Source organism: Dactylosporangium sp. NPDC048998 (genome assembly GCF_043197855.1).
Classification (GTDB): Bacteria; Actinomycetota; Actinomycetes; order Mycobacteriales; family Micromonosporaceae; genus Dactylosporangium.
The window spans coordinates 71,102-87,637 of the sequence record NZ_JBICTV010000017.1; the positions used below are offsets into that span (position 1 = coordinate 71,102).

The 16,536-nt window shown below is 75.7% G+C and carries 14 protein-coding genes; 7 read left to right on the top strand and 7 right to left on the bottom strand.

Annotated features, from left to right (window positions below; all coding sequences use genetic code 11):
• Window positions 1–23: 23 nt before the first annotated feature.
• Window positions 24–1,208, bottom strand: a complete 1,185-nt coding sequence (locus ACGFI8_RS30650) for a DUF2786 domain-containing protein (RefSeq protein WP_392810206.1) — start codon at window positions 1,206–1,208, stop codon at window positions 24–26.
• A 77-nt stretch (window positions 1,209–1,285) separates the two neighbouring features.
• Here ACGFI8_RS30650 and ACGFI8_RS30655 point away from each other — a divergent pair, with 77 nt between their 5' ends.
• The 4 genes from ACGFI8_RS30655 to ACGFI8_RS30670 all read left to right on the top strand — a co-directional run bounded on the left by ACGFI8_RS30655 (window position 1,286) and on the right by ACGFI8_RS30670 (window position 5,168).
• Entirely contained in the window at window positions 1,286–2,227 is a 942-nt protein-coding gene (locus ACGFI8_RS30655) for a TIGR01777 family oxidoreductase (RefSeq protein ID WP_392810208.1), read from the top strand.
• 122 nt (window positions 2,228–2,349) lie between these two features.
• Window positions 2,350–3,381, top strand: a complete 1,032-nt coding sequence (locus tag ACGFI8_RS30660) for a chitosanase (protein ID WP_392810209.1) — start codon at window positions 2,350–2,352, stop codon at window positions 3,379–3,381.
• Window positions 3,382–3,579: 198 nt separating this feature from the next.
• Window positions 3,580–4,251, top strand: a complete 672-nt coding sequence (locus ACGFI8_RS30665) for an HAD family hydrolase (RefSeq protein ID WP_392810210.1) — start codon at window positions 3,580–3,582, stop codon at window positions 4,249–4,251.
• Entirely contained in the window at window positions 4,248–5,168 is a 921-nt protein-coding gene (locus ACGFI8_RS30670; RefSeq protein WP_392810211.1) for a hypothetical protein, read from the top strand. The genes ACGFI8_RS30665 and ACGFI8_RS30670 overlap by 4 nt, the downstream gene beginning before the upstream one ends.
• 13 nt (window positions 5,169–5,181) lie before the next feature.
• On the opposite strand, the gene ACGFI8_RS30675 is transcribed toward ACGFI8_RS30670, so the two are convergent.
• Complete coding sequence (locus ACGFI8_RS30675; protein ID WP_392810213.1) at window positions 5,182–7,050, bottom strand: hypothetical protein; 1,869 nt, start codon at window positions 7,048–7,050, stop codon at window positions 5,182–5,184.
• A 113-nt stretch (window positions 7,051–7,163) separates the two neighbouring features.
• On the opposite strand from ACGFI8_RS30675, the gene ACGFI8_RS30680 reads away from it, so the two are divergent.
• Window positions 7,164–7,517 (top strand): hypothetical protein, encoded by a 354-nt coding sequence (locus ACGFI8_RS30680; protein WP_392810214.1) that lies wholly within the window; start codon window positions 7,164–7,166, stop codon window positions 7,515–7,517.
• Window positions 7,518–7,613: 96 nt separating this feature from the next.
• Window positions 7,614–8,708, top strand: a complete 1,095-nt coding sequence (locus ACGFI8_RS30685; protein ID WP_392810216.1) for a hypothetical protein — start codon at window positions 7,614–7,616, stop codon at window positions 8,706–8,708.
• A 73-nt stretch (window positions 8,709–8,781) separates the two neighbouring features.
• On the opposite strand, the gene ACGFI8_RS30690 is transcribed toward ACGFI8_RS30685, so the two are convergent.
• The 4 genes from ACGFI8_RS30690 to ACGFI8_RS30705 all read right to left on the bottom strand — a co-directional run bounded on the left by ACGFI8_RS30690 (window position 8,782) and on the right by ACGFI8_RS30705 (window position 13,260).
• Window positions 8,782–9,144, bottom strand: a complete 363-nt coding sequence (locus ACGFI8_RS30690; RefSeq protein WP_392810217.1) for a GntR family transcriptional regulator — start codon at window positions 9,142–9,144, stop codon at window positions 8,782–8,784.
• Window positions 9,141–9,584, bottom strand: a complete 444-nt coding sequence (locus tag ACGFI8_RS30695; RefSeq protein WP_392810218.1) for a hypothetical protein — start codon at window positions 9,582–9,584, stop codon at window positions 9,141–9,143. The genes ACGFI8_RS30690 and ACGFI8_RS30695 overlap by 4 nt, the downstream gene beginning before the upstream one ends.
• Window positions 9,585–9,922: 338 nt before the next feature.
• A complete protein-coding gene (locus ACGFI8_RS30700; RefSeq protein WP_392810220.1) occupies window positions 9,923–12,454 on the bottom strand; it encodes an FtsX-like permease family protein in 2,532 nt (843 codons plus the stop codon).
• A 5-nt stretch (window positions 12,455–12,459) separates the two neighbouring features.
• A complete protein-coding gene (locus ACGFI8_RS30705) occupies window positions 12,460–13,260 on the bottom strand; it encodes an ABC transporter ATP-binding protein (protein ID WP_392810221.1) in 801 nt (266 codons plus the stop codon).
• Between the two features lie 149 nt (window positions 13,261–13,409).
• Between ACGFI8_RS30705 and ACGFI8_RS30710 the strand changes: the two genes are divergently transcribed.
• Window positions 13,410–13,625: a hypothetical protein gene (locus ACGFI8_RS30710; protein ID WP_392810222.1), complete on the top strand. Its 216-nt coding sequence runs from the start codon at window positions 13,410–13,412 to the stop codon at window positions 13,623–13,625.
• On the opposite strand, the gene ACGFI8_RS30715 is transcribed toward ACGFI8_RS30710, so the two are convergent.
• Window positions 13,622–16,507 carry a BTAD domain-containing putative transcriptional regulator gene (locus ACGFI8_RS30715; RefSeq protein ID WP_392810223.1) on the bottom strand — a complete coding sequence of 962 codons (2,886 nt, stop codon included), beginning with the start codon at window positions 16,505–16,507 and terminating at the stop codon, window positions 13,622–13,624. The genes ACGFI8_RS30710 and ACGFI8_RS30715 overlap by 4 nt on opposite strands.
• Window positions 16,508–16,536 lie beyond the last annotated feature (29 nt).

Below are 16,536 nucleotides of genomic sequence, written 5' to 3' on the forward strand. Positions count from 1 at the left end.
GGCCCGCTCTACGCCGTGCGTGCCTACCCGAGCGTGGCCTGGTCCGCCGCCTCCCGGCCGGACTCCCAGCCCTCGCGGCTGTCGACCCGGCTGCCCCGGCCGCGCACGGTGTGCGGAAAGACCCGCAGCATGGTCTCGCGGACCTGTTCGTCCCGGGAGCGCAGCACGGGCAGGAGGTCCGCCGGCTCCGGGGCGGCGGCCTCCAGGGCGGCCTCGGCCGCGCGGGCCAGCCGCTCGCCGATGCGCACCCCGTAGGCGACGAGGAACGACTGGCGGAACGCCTTGAGCCGGGCCCGGCCGGCCTTGCCGCCCGGCGGCTCGGAGCGCGCCATCGCGCGGCCCGCCTGCACCAGCAGGGAGGTGTACAGCAGGTCGACCGCGTCGATGTCGGCGTCGAACCCGAACACCGTCGTGAACCCGTAGTCCGGCGACCACACCGTGTGGCAGCGGTTCGCCTGCGCCACGGCGCTGAGCAGCGACGCCTTCTCGCTCTCGTACGGGTGGTCGACGCCGATGCGCCGCGCGAACGGGACCACGCCGGCCTCGGGGCCGCCCGCGCCGGCCAGCAGCGCCTCGTCGATCGAGTGCCGGGCGATGAGTTCCTGCGCCTTCGCCGTGTAGGTCTCGGCCTCGGCCGGGTACCCCGTCGACTCCGCCTTGGCCAGCAGCGCCCGCACCCGGTCGAGCAGCCGCTCGTCGACCCGCGCCGCGGTGGAGGCACTGCGGGGCCGGGCGGTGCCCGGCGGCGGGACCAGCACCTCGATCGCCGGCAGCTCGGCCAGCACGACCAGCAGGCTCAGCAGGTCGTCGAGGGCCGACACCCGGTCGAGCCGGCGGCGGGCGGCCAGCTCGGACACGTACGTCGCGTCGGCGCTCCACCACACCGCCGCGCCGAGCTCGTCCGCCTGCGCCAGCCAGCGCTCGTCCACGTCCCGCCGGCGGAAGCCGCGCAGGTGTGCGGCGACGGCGTCGGCGACGGCCTGGCCAAGCACCGGCCGGTCGGTGCCGCCGCGGCGGACCACGGCCCGGTGCAGCTCGGCCGGCTGCCAGCCGCCCCGCCACAGCCGCTCGCACGCGTCCCCGACGGCGGCGGACAGGGTCGGATCGACCTCCGCGGCGGGCGCCACGGCGAGCGCGTCGAGCCCGTCCTCGTACGCCACCGCGCCCCGGACGATGGCGTCGATCTGCCGGCGGCGCTCGCTGTTCACCGCGCCAAGGCTACTTGGCCGGCTCGCGAACCCCCGCGCGTGTGTCGCCGGAGGGGGTGAACTGGTAGAAAAGCGGCGTGAAGATCGTGCTTGCCGGGGGCACCGGGGCACTGGGGCGCCGGATCGCGGCTGACCTGGCCGCGCGCGGGGACGAGATCGTGATCCTGACCCGGCGGGTCCGCGACGACTTACCGTACCGCCAGATCCTGTGGGACGGCATCACGGTGGAGGACTGGGCCGCCGAGCTCGCCGGCGCCGCCGTGATCAACCTGGCCGGCGAGCTCGTCGACCGCCGCCCGACGGCCGCCAACGTCGACCTGCTGCGCCTGTCCCGGGTCCGCCCGACCTTCGCCCTCGTCGAGGCCGCCGCCGTCCTCGCCGAGCCGCCGCCGGTCTGGCTGCAGGCGAGCACCCTGGCGATCTACGGCGACGCCGGCGAGGACGAGCTCGACGAATCCGCCCCGGTGGCCGAGGGCCCGCCCCAGATGGCCGGCGTGGCGCGCGCCTGGGAGGCCGCGGCGTCGCTGACGGAGGCGGCGACGTTCCAGCGCGCGATCATCGAGGACACCCGCCAGGTCGTACTGCGGATGGGCATCGTCCTGGACCGCGACACCCCGGCCCTGAACCGCCTGGCCGGCCTGGTCCGGTGGGGCCTGGGCGGCCGGGTCGGCAGCGGGCGGCAGTGGGTCAGCTGGATCCACGTCGCGGACCTGCTCGCCGCGGTACGCCGGTGCATCGACGACGCCAACCTGCACGGCGTGGTCCACGTGACCTCCCCGAACCCGGTGCGCAACGCCGACCTCATGCGCGCGCTGCGCACCGTGCTGCGCCGCCCGGCCGCCCCGCCCGCGCCGGCGCCGCTGGTCCGCCTCGGCGCGATGCTGCTGCGCACCGACCCGGCCCTGGCCCTGACCGGCCGTCGCTGCGTGCCGAGGCGCCTGCTGGAGGCGGGCTTCGAGTTCGAACACCCCGATCTGCTCCCGGCGCTGCAGGACCTCTTCGGCCGCCGCGTTTCTTAGGTACGTCACCCGAACGGGACGCGTGCGGCTGAGGCCATGCTGAAATCCACCTTTCCTCGCTGCCGCCGTCGTCCGGTACGTGGTCGGATCGGACTGTCCGAACCGCACCAGCCGGAGGGTCGATGCACCTGTCTCGCAGGCTCGCCGTGGCGTTCGCCGCCGCGGGGGCGCTCATCGCGGTACCGCTCGGCATCTGGGCGAACGCCGGCGCGGAGACCGGCCTGTCCGGATCCGGGCGCTATGTGCGCCTGTACGGTACCGGCCGCGGAACGAAGTGGGGGTATTCGTTGTACGAGTTCGAGGTGTACGGCTCCGGCTCGGGGGGCGCCCCGAGCACCCGCCGAGCCGGGCGCGCGTCGCAGCCCGCGCCGTCGAGCACCGCCCCGCCGCCGACCGCCACGGCGGCGGCCATGGTGCCGGCTTCCGTGCGGGCCGAGGCCGCGTCGGCGGACCTGACCGACCCGCGCAAGAAGGACATCGCGATGCAGTTGGTGTCCTCGGCGGAGAACTCCTCGCTGGACTGGAAGGCGCAGTACCAGTACATCGAGGACATCGGCGACGGCCGCGGGTACACGGCCGGCATCATCGGCTTCTGCTCCGGCACCGGCGACATGCTCGAGCTCGTCGAGGCCTACACGCAGCGCGTCCCCGGCAACCGGCTCGCGAACTACCTGCCGGCGCTGCGCCGCGTCAACGGCACCGCCTCCCACGCCGGCCTCGACCCGGGCTTCACCGCCGATTGGCGCGCCGCGGCCGCCGACCCGCAGTTCACCAAGGCTCAGGACGACGAGCGGGACCGTGTGTACTTCAACCCCGCCGTCAACCAGGCCAAGGCCGACGGCCTCGGCGCGCTGGGCCAGTTCATCTACTACGACGCGATGGTCATGCACGGCCCGGGCCCGGACGCGGACAGCTTCGGCGGCATCCGCGGGGCCGCGCTGGCGAGGGCGAAGCCCCCGGCCCAGGGCGGCGACGAGACCGCGTACCTCAACGCCTTCCTGGACGCCCGCGTCGCCGCGATGCGCACGGAGGCCGCGCACAGCGACACCAGCCGCGTCGACACCGCCCAGCGCCAGTTCCTGAAGGACGGCAACCTCGACCTGCACACCCCGCTGACCTGGAAGGTGTACGGCGACACCTTCCGCATCGCCTGACCATCGCCTGCCCTGGCCCGGCTGCGGATATGTCCGCCACTCCGTGACGGACATATCCGAAATTTCGGGTATGTCGCTTTGTGCGGCGGCGGCCGGGCGCGACGGGCGGCTCGGCGCAACCTGGCAGGCTCGACGCAACGTGGCAGGTGAGAGCGCCGCTGGCCGGGAGTCGCGAGAGCCGGGCGGACCTTTGCACGGGTGCGTACGATCGGCGGCGTGGCGCTGGCGATCTTCGATCTCGACAACACGCTCATCGACCGGGCGGCGGCGTTCCGGCGCTGGGCGGCGGCCTACGTCGCCGAGCGCGGACTGCCCCCGGCCGAGACCGCCTGGCTGGAGCGGGCCGACGGCGACGGGTACACCCCCCGCGCGCGGCTGCTGGCCGCGATCCGGGAGCGTCACGGCGTCCACAAGACGGTCGAGGCCCTGCGGGCGGAGCTGGTGGCGAACATCGAGCCCGACCCGCGGCTGCCGGGCCTGCTCGACGATCTGCGCTCGGCCGGCTGGCGGGTGGCCGTGGCCACCAACGGCGCGACCGCGCAGCAGCACGCCAAGCTGCGCCACACCGGCCTCGCCGCGCACGTGGACGCGGTCGCGGTCTCCGAGGAGGTCGGCGCGGACAAGCCCGACCTCCGCATGTTCACCACGGCCGCCGAGCGCTGCGGCGAGCGGCTCACCGGGGAGACGTGGATGGTCGGCGACTGCCCCGTACGAGACATCGCGGGCGCCCGATCCGCCGGGCTGCGCACGATCTGGCTCAGCCGCGGCCGCGCCTGGGACCCCGCGCAACCGCCGCCGGACGCCGTGGCCGGCGACATCACGGCGGCCTTCCCCCTGATCGGCGCCGCGCTCGGGCCGGTGCCGCGGTGAGCGCCCCCGACCCGCTCGAGCTGTGCGTGGAGGCGCTGGCCACCGCCCGGGTGCACGGCATGGACGCCGACGCGCCGCTGCACGCCCTGGCCTCGGCCCTCGGCCACGAGTACAGCGAGCACGCCTCCGCCGACGGCATGTACCGCGACTTCGGCCCGGTCGAGTGCCACTACGAGCGCCTGGGCCCGGACGAGCCGTGGCAGGGCCGCTTCCTCGTGGTGCGCGCGGACCGCCTGGCCGCCCGGGTCCGCCTCGACGACCTGCACGAGGAGCTGCGCCGGGTGGGCCAGACCCTGGTCCAGCTCCCGCCGTCGCGGCACGGCGCCCCCGGCACCACGCTGCGGGCCCCGCTGAGCGGCTCGATCCTGACCGCCGAGGACGGGGTGGCGGTGGCGATAGCGGCCCCCGTGTGGCCGGTCCCGGAGTCACCGGCCCTGCCGGAGGCCCGCTGGCGGGCGGTGTGCGAGAGCCTTCAGTACCTCCTCCCGCTCACGAGGACCGAGCGCGCCGAGTGGCTCTCCGACCGCGTGCCGGACAGCGCCGAGGCGGCCGGCTGGTGGGTCGCCCTGCTGCACCCCCTGCCCACGCTGCGCTTCCAGGAGTGGCAGCGCGCCGCCGAGTGGGCCGGCCTGGAGATCTGGCTGCTGGACCGCGCCGCGGACGCCGCCGCCTGGTCGCGCGAGGAGTGGGTCTGGCGGTGGATGTGGTTCGTGCGCAGCCTGACCGCGCCCGCGGCGCGCCCGCACGCCGCCGACCTGACGAGGCTGAGCCTGGCCGCCCTGCCGATGACGGTCGCGCAGCTGCGCGGGCTGCCGACCGACTGGCGCGCCCTCACCGCCGCGGACCTGCGCCGCGCGAGAACGGCCCGCGCCCTCCTCTCGGTGGCGACGTCCTACGGCGCCCGGGTCATGGGCTGACGTCAGCGGGCGGTCAGGACAGCTTGCGCACGTCCCACATCCACAGGCCGCCCGTCTGCCGCCCCGGGCCGAACAGCGCGGTCAAGGTCTCGCGCGTGGGGGCCCACTGCGCGCCGTCCGGGGCAAGGACCAGGGCCGCGTGCCAGTACTGCACGTCCGTGCGCGCCTGCTCGCGGTCGGCGTCGGTCACCGACGGCACGGTGCTCTTGTACATGGCGACGCTGAAGAGCTTGTCCGTCGGGCGCGGCACCGGGCCCACGAACGCGTGGCGGCCCCTGACGCCGTCGGCCGGGCCGAGGAAGTACCCGTGCGACAGCGGCAGCTCGGCGTTGGTCGACGCGGCCCAGAACATGCCGGTCTCGAAGTCCCACTGCGGCAGCGGGACCACCACCACCGTCTGGCCCGGCCCGACGTAGGAGCGCCACGCGCCGGAGGAGATGAACGACGGCACCGGCGGGCGCAGGGCGACCTTGATCGGCATCGGCGCCGCCGGCACCAGGACCGCGGCGAACACGCCGATCAGCAGCATCCGCCGGGTGCGCGCCGGCACGCCGCGCAGGTCGATGAGCCGCTGCAGGCCGAGCGCGACGATGGGCACGACCGCCCAGTTGGTGGCCTCGCCGAGGCGCGTGGGCAGCACCGTGTCGAACAGCGGCAGGTGCTGCAGCAGCGCGTACGGCCCGGGGATGCCGGTGACCTCGCCCTGGAACTGCAGCGGCGTGCCCCAGGCGAGCGCGGCGAAGCACGCCCCGGTGAGCGCCATGCACCGGATCCGCACGTCGTGCCACTGCCACACGACCAGCGCGACGATCAGCAGGAACAGGCCCCAGCCGAAGTACCCGTGCTCCTCGGCGCCCAGCGGTGGCGGGGGCGCCCCGAGCGTGCGCAGGCGCTCGGCCACGCTGTTGCTGCCGTACGAGGTCAGGCCGAGCACGTCCATGCGGAACGTGGTCATGTACTGCTCGCCGCCCTGGTAGCTGCCCGGGCCGAGGAACTGGAAGTACAGCGGATAGGCCAGCACGACGATCGACGCGCCCGCGGCGACCCCGAGCCCGGCGGCCAGCGGCCGGAGCGCGGCGCGCACCCGGTCGCGCCGCTGCACCGCCAGGAGCAGCAGGAACAGCCCCATCACCAGGGCGACGAGGAACAGCGTCTCCTCGTTGATGAAGACCTGGAGCACCACGAGCGCCGCGAGCAGCAGGCCGTTGCGCACCGAGCGCCCCGGCTCCAGGAGCTTGAGGGATCGCCAGATCAGCAGCGGTACCAGGAACTGTGCGACGAGGTTCGGGTGGTACGACGCGTGCGAGGCGACGGCGGGGGCGAACCCGCCGATCAGGCCGCCGACCCAGGCCGCGGTCCGGCTGCTGACCACGTGCCTCGACAGCAGCCAGTACCACGCCGCGGCCGAGCCGGCGAGGCCCAGCACGATCAGCACGTCGAAGCTGACCTGCGAGCCGAACAGCAGCGTGATCGGCGTCATGGGGATGCCCAGGGCCAGCACCGTGGTGTTGCTCATGCCGTTGACCCCGAACGGCGCGTTGAGCTGCGGGATGAACAGCGGATTTTCGCCGTGGGTGACGGCGCGCGCGGCCCACCCGAGGAAGAGCTCCGACAGGGCCCGGTCGCCGGGCCGGATCGCCATCCGTTGGCCGTAGTGGGCCAGCAGCGGCGACACGACGAACAGCGCCCCCAGCAGGTAGCTGCCGAGCGCGAGCAGGTCCGCACGGCGGCCGGGCCGCTGCCCGGCGGCCGTGTCGCTGTTCTCGGCGACGCCGTTGGAATCCTCGCTGGTCTGCGGCGCATCGCCGCCGCGCCGCTGCGCGACGATCCTGCCCGTGGCAGGTGCGGTCGCGTCGCCGGGGTCGGCCGTACCCGTCAACATCGGGTGACAATATCAGCGAGCGGGGTAAGCAGACGCCCTATACGGCAACGGATCGGGGCGGACCCGGCGACCGGATCCGCCCGGCGCATCGTGGCGGTCACCGCCCCCGCTCGGTGAACGTCATCGTCGGCATCGAGGCGACGCGGTCCCGGCCGTGGACCTTCGCGTCGTACAGGGCCCGGTCCGCCGCGGCCAGCAGTGCCTCGGCGCCGACGGGGGCGGGCGCGGACGCGAAGGCCGTCGACGATGAGCAGGCAGCGTTCCGCGCCGGTGGCCAGCGCCCGGGTCAGGTCCAGGTCGAAGGCGCGCCGGTTCGGCAGGCCGGTGAGCGGGTCGGTCAGCGCCACCCGACCATCAGGAAGTACGCCACGGCGCGCGTCGCGGCCACCCGGTCGCGCGCGTGGATCAGGGGCCGGACCGGCGCGCGCCACACCCATTGCCGATCGGCGGGCGCGGCGCGAAACTGAGCAAACGCGAGTGACGCGCATCGCCAAGAACCGGACAACACGCCGAGCGATAAGGGACTAAGCTGCCCCGCGTCTTCCGCGTGCCGAGGAGCTTTCATGTCTGACCCGTACGCACCACAACCCCCACACGACCCCTACGGCCAGCAGCCGCCCGCATACGGCCAGCAGCCGTCGCCATATGGACAGCAGCCGTCGTACGGACAGCAGCCGCCCTCCTACGGCCAGCCCTCATACGGCAACGACCCCGGATACGGTCAGCCGAGCTACGGCAACGACCCGGGCTACGGTCAGCCGTCCTACGGTCAGCCGAGCTACGGCGGCGACCAGGGTTACGGCCAGCCGTCCTACGGCAACGACCCCGGCTACGGCCAGCCGAACTACGCGCAGCCGACGTCGGCCATGCCGGCATCTGGCGGCGGCGGATACGGCCAGCCCGCCTACGGTCAGCCCCAGCCCGGTTACGGTCAGTCCGGCTACGGCCAGCCGCAGCCGGACTACCCGGCCTGGTCCGGCGCCGCCCCCGAGCCGCCGAAGAAGCGCACCGGCCTCGTGCTGAGCCTGGTGTTCGGCGCGCTCGCCCTGGTGCTGTGCGGCGGCATCGGCATCGCGGCGTGGGTCTACACCTCCGACGGCAAGCCCGACGCCGCGGCCTCGACCGGCCCGACGCAGGGCGCCTCGACCGGCCCGACGTCGGGCGCTTCCGCCGGCGCGTCCAAGCCCCCGACCGGCCCGAAGGTGCAGCTCACCGCCCCGGCGACGATCAGCACCTGGAAGAAGCAGGCCAACCAGGACCAGGCGAAGGCCCTGAGCCAGCAGATGTCGGACGCCGGCATCAAAAACCCGTTCGCCGCCCAGTACCAGGACACGGCCAAGCCCGCGCGGGTCGCCGTGGTGTGGGGCGGCACCGGGTCGATCTTCAGCATCGGCGGCCCGCAGAAGCAGCTCGACGAGTTCTTCAAGGGCGCGTTGAAGGAGCTCGGCGGCAGCGGCGGCAACCCGGTGAACATCGACCCGGGGAAGCTGGGCGGCAAGGCCGAGTGCCAGAAGACCGACGCCTCCGGCCAGCAGGTCTCCATCTGCGCCTGGGTCGGCAACGAAGCCCTGCTCGCGTTCATGTTCAACTCGCTCGAGCCGGACGCCGCCGGGACCCAGATGAAGCTCATGCTCCCGGCGATCGCGGTCGCGTCCTGACCCCCGGGTAGCCACCGCGCCCGGTCCGGCTCAGTGCGGCTTCGCGCTGAGCCGGACCGGGCGAGTCGCCGCCTCAGCCCCGGGCGACGCCCATCGCGGCCTCGACGATCCGGATCGCCTCGGCCGGCTCGACCCCTGCGGCGGCGGCGACGGCCGCGTAGTCCGCCGCCGCCCGACGGACCCGCTCCCGCGCCTGCTCACCGGCGGCCGACACGAATGACCCCGCCCGTCCGTGGGTCTCGATCAGCCCCGCGTCCTCCAGCTCGCGGTACGCCCGGGCGACCGTGTTGACCGCCAGCCCGAGCTCGGCCGCCAGGCTGCGAATCGTGGGCAGCCGCGTGCCCACGGCGAGGCTGCGCTCCTGAATCCGCCGCGCGAAGTGCGCCCGCAGCTGCTCGTAGGGCGGCACCGCCGACCCGGCGTCGATGACGATCATCGGGCCTCCACCGCCGCGCGCCCCGCCATGCCGGCCAGCAGGAGCTCCGTCAGCCGCCCGATCGTCGCCGCCGCGCGGGCCGGCGGCAGCGCGCGCAGCGAGGCCAGGGCCGTCAGCCCGGCCCGCACGTCCTGCACCGACAGGCCGGGCCGGGCGACGCCCGCGTGGCTGGCCCGGTCCACGAGGCGTTCGAGGGCGCCGGCGTGGGCCCGGCGCTGCTCGGCGAACGCCGTCCCGGGGGGCAGCAGCACCTCGTTCAGCCCGCGGTCGTCGACCTGGCGGGCCGCGAAGTGACGGACCGTGGCCGACAGCCCACGCCACGGGTCGGGGTCGGTCAGGGCCGCGCGCAGGTCGGCCTCGCAGGCCGCCACGCGCTCGGCCAGCACGGCGTCGAGCAGCTCCCGGTTGTGTCGCGCGTCCGTGCGGGATTTCCGAGTCAAAGTCTTCCGCTCGCCTCTCGTTTCCGGTGGTACCGCACCAGCCAGGCCTACCGTAGCCCGCCGGAGGTGTGATCGATGTTCGCGGTACAGTTCGACCGTTTCGGTGCTCCCGAGGTGCTGCACCTGGCCGGGCACCCGGAGCCGCACGCGGGCCCGGGCGAGGTCCGGATCAGGGTCCGCGCGGCGAGCGTCTCACCCGTTGACGTCGCCCTGCGCGCCGGCCGCTCGCCCCGGCGGCCCACACAGCGTTCGAGACCGGCCCCCGCCGCGGCAAGATCGTGCTCACCACCTGACCGGGGGCCGGCTCGACCTGCCCGGCCGCCACCGCACCGATACCGTCACGCCGCGCTGATCGCCTCCAGCACGTCGAGCCGGGCGGCACGCCGGGCGGGCAGCAGCCCGGCGACGAGGCCGGCGAGCGTGGCGACCGCGACGACGACCGCGAGCCGGCCGGCGGGGACCACCACGGCGAGCGGCGTGATCCCGCCCAGCGCCCTCACCGTGCCGGCGCCGAAACCGACGCCGAGCGCCACGCCGATCACCACCGACAGCGCCGCCACCAGGACCGCCTCGCCGCGCACCATCCACCGCAGCTGGGCGCGGGTCATGCCCACCGCCCGCAGCAGCCCGATCTCGCGGGTGCGTTCGACGATGGACAGGGCCAGGGTGTTGGTGATGCCCAGCAGCGCCATCACGACGGTGAAGAGCAGCAGCGCCGTGGTGAGGCCGAGGACCTGGTCGATGGTGCGGGTACGCTCGGCGGCGGCACCGGCCTGGTCACGCACCTGCGCGGTCGGCGAGTCGGCCAGCGCCGCCTCGATGGCGCGCTTGGCGGCCGCCCGGTCGACGCCCGGCGCGATCCTGACGAAGACGCTCGCGTCGACGTCCTCGGCGTAGTGCCGGGCGTAGGTGTCCAGGCCGATGAGGTAGTCGGTCGACAGTGCCTGCGCGTCGCCGTCGCGCAGCAGCCCGACGATCGGCAGGCGCTGGGCACCGGTACGGGCGAACGTCATCGGCAGCTCGTCGCCGACGGCGAGGTGCCGCTCCCGGGCCACGCGCTCGGCCAGGACGACCCCGCCGTCCGTCAGCGCGTCGAGGCGGCCGGCGACCATGTGCAGGGACGTGACCCGCGGCAGCGTCGCGGGGTCGACCGCGGTCAGCGCGCCCGTCATCGCACCGTCCTTCCAGTGCCCGTACCGCAGCCGCGACACCACCGACACCTCCGGCAGGGCCTCGACGTGGTGGTGCACGGTGTGCGGCAGCCCACCGAGCATCTCGTTGCGGCCGCTCTCGATGACGTAGTCGGCGGTGACGGTCTCGCCGTACGACTGGCGCAGCCCGTCCTTCACCGACGCGCCGACCACCGTGATGAAGCTGATCAGCGCCAGGCCGAGCGCGAGGGCCATGGCGGTCGCCGCGGTGCGCCGGGGCGCCCGCGTCGCGGCCTGGCGGGCCAGCCGGCCCGGGACGCCGGCGAGGTCGAGCGGGCGCCCGACCAGCCGGGTCAGGACCGGGGCGAGCACCGGGCCGATGAGCGTCAGCCCGGCGACGGTGACGAGCGCGCCGAGGCCGAGCAGCGCGAACGAGCCCGCGCCGGCCAGCACGGCGGCCAAGGCGGCGGCGCCGGCGACGGTGACGAGCGAACCGGCGATCGTGCGGGCACGGCCGGCCACCACCGGGGCCGACGACTGCCGCATCGCCTCGACCGGGGCCACCCGCGCCGCCCGCCGGGCCGGCGCCGTCGCGGCGACCAGGGTGACCAGCACGCCGATGACGGCCGCGACGAGCACCGTGCGGGGCAGCAGGACGAGCCCGCCGCCGGGCAGCGCGACGCCGAACCGGCTGGCGAGGCTGCGCAGCCCGGCCGCGGCCGCGACGCCGAGCCCGATGCCGGCCGCCGACGCGGCGACGCCGACCAGGACCGCCTCGCCGAGGACCGAGGCGAGGATCTGCCGGCCGGTGGCGCCGGTCGCCCGCAGCACGGCGAGCTCGCGGGTGCGCTGGCTGGTCACGACGGAGAAGGTGTTGGCGATGAGGAACGCGCCGACGAGCAGCGCCGCCGCGGCCAGCGCGAGCAGCATCACCCGCAGGAAGCCGACCTGGCTCTTGGCCGCGGCCGCGCCGGCCGCCGCCACGTCCTGGCTGGCGACGATCTCGTGCTCCGCGCCGAGCTCGGTGGCGAGGCGCTGGCGCACCTGCTGGGCGCTCGTGCCGTCGGCTACGGAGACGGCGACCTGGGACACGCCGGTGCCCAGGTGCAGCAGCCGCTGCGCGGTGGGCAGCGCGACCAGCGCGACGGTGCTGCCGGGCAGGCCGGGGGTGTCGCCGAACCAGGCCAGGCCGACGACCCGCAGCGTGGCGGACTCCGTCGCCTGCACGGTGACGACGTCGCCGAGCCCGATGTGGTGCTCGCGCGCGGTCGCCGCGTCGACGGCCACCTCACCGTCGGCGGCCGGCGGCCGGCCGTCGCGCACGGTGAAGGCGTTGAACGGCGCGGACGTCCACGACAGCAGCAGCGACGGCCCCGAGGGTACGATCGCCCGCCCGCCGGCGGTGAGCAGCCCCTGGCCGCGGACGGCCGGCTGGGCGTCGGCGACGCCCGGCACCGCGCGGACGCGGTCGACGGTGCCGGCCGGCAGCGGGTCGCGCTCCACCTCGACGCCCATCGCGTCGTCGAACGCGGTGGCCCGGCGCACGGTGAGGTCGGTGCCCGCCGCGGCGGTGCGGAACTGGTCGTCCAGCAGCCTCGATGACGTGTCGGTGAGGATCAGGCTGCCGGTGACGAAGGTGATCCCGAGCGCCACGGCGAGCAGGGTCAGCGCGAGACGGGCGGGCCGGGCGACGGTGTTGCGGAAGGTCAGGCGCCACATCGCGATCACCGCCCCGTTCCGGACGTCGCGGCGGGGGACGCGGGCGCGTCGAGGCGCGCCATCTGGGTCAGGACCGTGGCGGCGGTCGGGTCGTCGAGCTCGGCGACGACCCGGCCGTCGGCGAGGAAGACGACACGATCGGCGTACGCGGCGGCGCGCGGGTCGTGGGTGACCATCACGATCGTCTGGCCGAGGCGGTGGGCGGCGTCGCGCAGGAAGTCCAGCAGCGCCTCGCCGCTGCGCGAGTCGAGGTTGCCGGTCGGCTCGTCGGCGAAGACGATCTCCGGCCGGGCGATGAGGGCGCGGGCCACCGCGACCCGCTGCTGCTGGCCGCCGGACAGCTCGGCCGGGCGGTGGTGCAGCCGGCCGGCCAGCCCGAGCGTCTCCACCAGCAGGTCGAGCCAGGCCGGGTCCGGGCTGCGGCCAGCGAGGGTGAGCGGAAGGCGGATGTTCTCCGCCGCGGTCAGCGCCGGCACCAGGTTGAAGCTCTGGAAGACGAAGCCGAGGCGTTCGCGGCGCAGCAGCGTGCGGCGCCGCTCGTCGAGCGCGGTCAGGTCGGTGCCGCCGAGCAGCACCCGGCCCGCGTCGACGGTGTCGAGCCCGGCGAGGGCGTGCATCAGCGTCGACTTGCCGGAGCCGGACGGGCCCATGACGGCGGTGAAGGTACCGGCGGGGATCGACACGCTCGCGCCGTCGAGCGCCCGGACGGCGGTGTCGCCCCGGCCGTAGATCTTGACGAGTTCGTGCGCCTGCGCGGCCGTGCCCGGACGGACCGGGACGGGATGCGGGGCGGTGGTGGGGTGCATCGTGACTCCTTGGCGGTCGCGGTTGCCGTTCCGTCACCGGGAGCGTGCGACGGCGCCCTGTCCCCGCACTGGCCGGCCGCTTACGCCGGCGGCCGGCGCGGACAGCGTCCGGACAGCGACCGGCCAGCCGCCCGGGTCAGGCTGGGCCCATGACGACGATCGTGACGGTGCTCGTGGGCGGCCCGATCTGCCGGCGCTGCGTACGCCGGGCCAGCCGGCACGTCAGCGACGTCCCCGGCGTCGTGTCGCTCGAGGTGCGCGCCGACCGCGGCCTGCTGCGGGTGCGGGGGGCGCTGTGCCCGGCGGCCGTCGCCGCCGCGCTGCGCCTGGGCGGCTATCCGGTGCTGGACGTCCGCGACGGCTAATCGGCCGCCGCGGCGCACGCGCGCAGCCGGGTCAGCGCCCAGGGGAACTCGCGATCCTCCAGCAGCGTCACCGCCCGGTGGCACTCCCGCCCGGCCGTGCCCGCGTCGGCGTGTGCGAGGGCGATGCGGGCGCGGCCCCACGCCGCCCATGCCTGGCAGCGCGGGTTGCGCGCGTGCCGGGCGATCGCGTCGGCCTCGTCGAGCAGCGCCGCCACGTCGCCGTCGCCGGCGTCGAGGCGGGCGTGGGCCAGCTGGACGAGGGAGAAGGCCAGCCCGTGCGGGGAGTTCGACCGGCGGGCCGCGGCGGCCGCCCGGTGCAGCACGTCGAGGGCGTCGGTCAGCTGCCCGGCCTCGCGCAGCGCGACGCCGAGGTGGGCCACGGCCGCGCCGCCGAGCATCGCGTCGCCGGCGAGGTCGAAGAGGGTCTCGGCGTGCCGCCAGCGCCGGGCCGAGTCGTCGAACGCGCCGGTGCGCAGGTCCAGCAGCGCCTCGAGGTACTCGGCCACGGCCAGCCACCAGCCGTTGTCGGCGTCGCCGAGCTCGCTGCGGCCGCGTCGCACGAGGCCGCGGCACTCCTCGGCGTCCCCGCCGTACTGTCCCTCCCAGGCCACGACGAGCCTGGACATCGCGGCGTTCGAGGTGTCGCCGAGCGCCTCGAAGAGCGCGAGGCCGTCCCGGGCCGCGGCGCGGGAGCGGGGCGTGGGGTAGTAGACGTTGAGCAGGCCGATGCTCCGCAACGCCTGCGCCCGGGTGTGCGCATCGGCGCCGCCGGAGTCGAGCAGGGCGGTCAGGGCCCGGTCGCCCTCGTGCCGCAGCCCGTAGTTCCAGTACCAGATCAGCGCGGCGGTCAGCCGCTGCGCGCTCGCGGGATCCCTGGGCGCGCGGTGCAGGGCGCGGTCCACGGCGTCGCGGAGGTTGTCGGCGTCCTCGAGCAGGCGGGCCCAGGCGGTGCCGTCCCCGCGGACCCGCGACCCGTGCTCCTCCGCCAGGCGGGTGTAGTGCTCCAGGTGGCGGTCGCGGCAGGCGTCGGTCTCGACGGCCTCGGCGAGCCGTTCCACGGCGTACTCCTGGATCGTGGCCAGCAGCCGGAACCGCCCGGTGTGCGGATCCGGCACCACCAGCGACCGGTCGACCAGGCGGAACAGCAGGTCGAGCACGTCGCCGGGCGCGAGGCCGGCGAATCCGCAGACGTCCTCGGCCGCGGCCAGGTCCCAGCCGCCGCGGAACACCGCCAGCCGGCGCAGCAGCACGCGCTCCGGCTCGGGCAGCAGGTCGTGGCTCCAGTCGAGCGCGGCCCGCAGCGTCCGGTGCCGGGCCTCGGCGGTGCGGGGGCCGCCGGACAGCAGCGTGAACCGGTCGTGCAGCCGGGCCGCGATCTCGGCCGGTGGCAGCGCCTTGACCCGGGCGGCGGCCAGTTCGATCGCCAGCGGCATGCCGTCGAGCTGGCGGCAGATGGTGACGACCGCCGGCGCGGTGCCGGCGTCGAGCTCGAAGCCGGGGCGCACCGCGCGGGCCCGGTCGAGGAAGAGCTGGACGGCGGGCGTCGCCGCCGGGTCGGCCGCGCCGATGGGCACGGCGAGCGGCGCGACGGCCAGCTGGACCTCGCCGGTGACGGCGAGCGCCTCCCGGCTGGTCGCCAGGACCCGCAGGTCCGGGCACGACCGGACCAGGTGCTCCACGAGCGTGGCGGCGCCGTCGACGACGTGCTCGCAGTTGTCGAGCAGCAGCAGCGTCCGGGTGCCGGCCAGGTGTGCGGCGGCGGCGTCACCGGCGGCGCCCGGCCCGGCGGCGGTCAGGCCGAGCTGCACCGCCACCTCCTCGGCGACATCCGCCCCGACGGCCAGCGCGGCCAGGCGGACGAACCGCACCGTGCCGGCGATCCGGGCGTCCACGCGCCGGGCCGCCTCCAGCGCGAGGGTGGTCTTGCCGACGCCGCCCGGCCCGGTCAGCGTGACCACCCGCGCGGCGCGCAGCTGGTCGAGCACCGTCGCGAGGTCATCCTGCCGTCCCACCAGCGAGGTGAGCCGGGCCGGCAGCGACGTCCCGGCCGGTGCGGGCATCACCGCCGGCGGGGGCGTCGCGGCCGCCGGGGACGGCGCCGGAGCCTCGACGGGCGCCGGTGCCGCGGCCGCCGGGACCTGCTGGCGCAGGATGGCCTCGGCGAGGGCCTGCACGTCGGGTGCGGGGTCGATGCCGAGCTCGTCGGCCAGCCGTTCGCGCAGCGCCCGGTGGACGGTCAGCGCCTCGGCCTGCCGGCCGCTGCCGTACAGCGCGAGCATGAGCAGGCGCGAGAGCCGTTCGCGCAGCGGATGCTCCGCCACGAGCCGCTCCAGGTCGGCGACCGCGTCGGCGTGCCGGCCGGTCTCCAGCAGCAGCTCCAGCCGGTCCTCCACGGCGCCCAGCCGCAGCTGCTCCAGGCGGTGCCGTTCCCGCTCCGCCCACTCGGCGTCGCCGGCGTCGGCCAGGGCGGGGCCGCGCCACCAGCGCAGCGCCTCGTCGTACCCGCGGATCGCGTCGGCCGCGGCCCCGGCGTCGCGGGCCGCCCGGGCGCGGCCCACCGCCTGCTCGAACCGCTGAACGTCGGCGGCCTCCGGCGCCACCGCCAGCTGGTACCCCGGCGCCCGGGTGACGAGCAGTTCGCCGGCCGGGCCCAGGGCCCGGCGCAGCTTGGAGATCCGGGTCTGCAGGGCGTTCGTCGCGTCGGCCGGCAGCTGCTCGCCCCACAGCGCGTCGGTCAGCGTGTCGACCGGCACGACCCGGCCCGCGGCGAGGACCAGCCGGGCCAGCAGCGGCCGCAGGGACGGCGGCAGCGCGGCCGCCGGCCGGCCGGGCACGTGCACCTCGACGGGCCCGAGCAGGCGGAACACGACATCGTCGGCCACGTCCACCTCCTCCGGTCCGGCCCTCCAGG

Excerpts from the sequence above, each read along its gene's own strand:
- ACGFI8_RS30660 (WP_392810209.1), top strand. The coding sequence starts at position 2,350 with ATGCACCTGTCTCGCAGGCTCGCCGTGGCGTTCGCCGCCGCGGGGGCG.
- ACGFI8_RS30705 (WP_392810221.1), bottom strand. The coding sequence starts at position 13,260 with ATGCACCCCACCACCGCCCCGCATCCCGTCCCGGTCCGTCCGGGCACG.
- ACGFI8_RS30690 (WP_392810217.1), bottom strand. The coding sequence starts at position 9,144 with ATGATCGTCATCGACGCCGGGTCGGCGGTGCCGCCCTACGAGCAGCTG.
- ACGFI8_RS30700 (WP_392810220.1), bottom strand. The coding sequence starts at position 12,454 with ATGTGGCGCCTGACCTTCCGCAACACCGTCGCCCGGCCCGCCCGTCTC.
- ACGFI8_RS30685 (WP_392810216.1), top strand. The coding sequence starts at position 7,614 with ATGTCTGACCCGTACGCACCACAACCCCCACACGACCCCTACGGCCAG.
- ACGFI8_RS30675 (WP_392810213.1), bottom strand. The coding sequence starts at position 7,050 with ATGTTGACGGGTACGGCCGACCCCGGCGACGCGACCGCACCTGCCACG.
- ACGFI8_RS30710 (WP_392810222.1), top strand. The coding sequence starts at position 13,410 with ATGACGACGATCGTGACGGTGCTCGTGGGCGGCCCGATCTGCCGGCGC.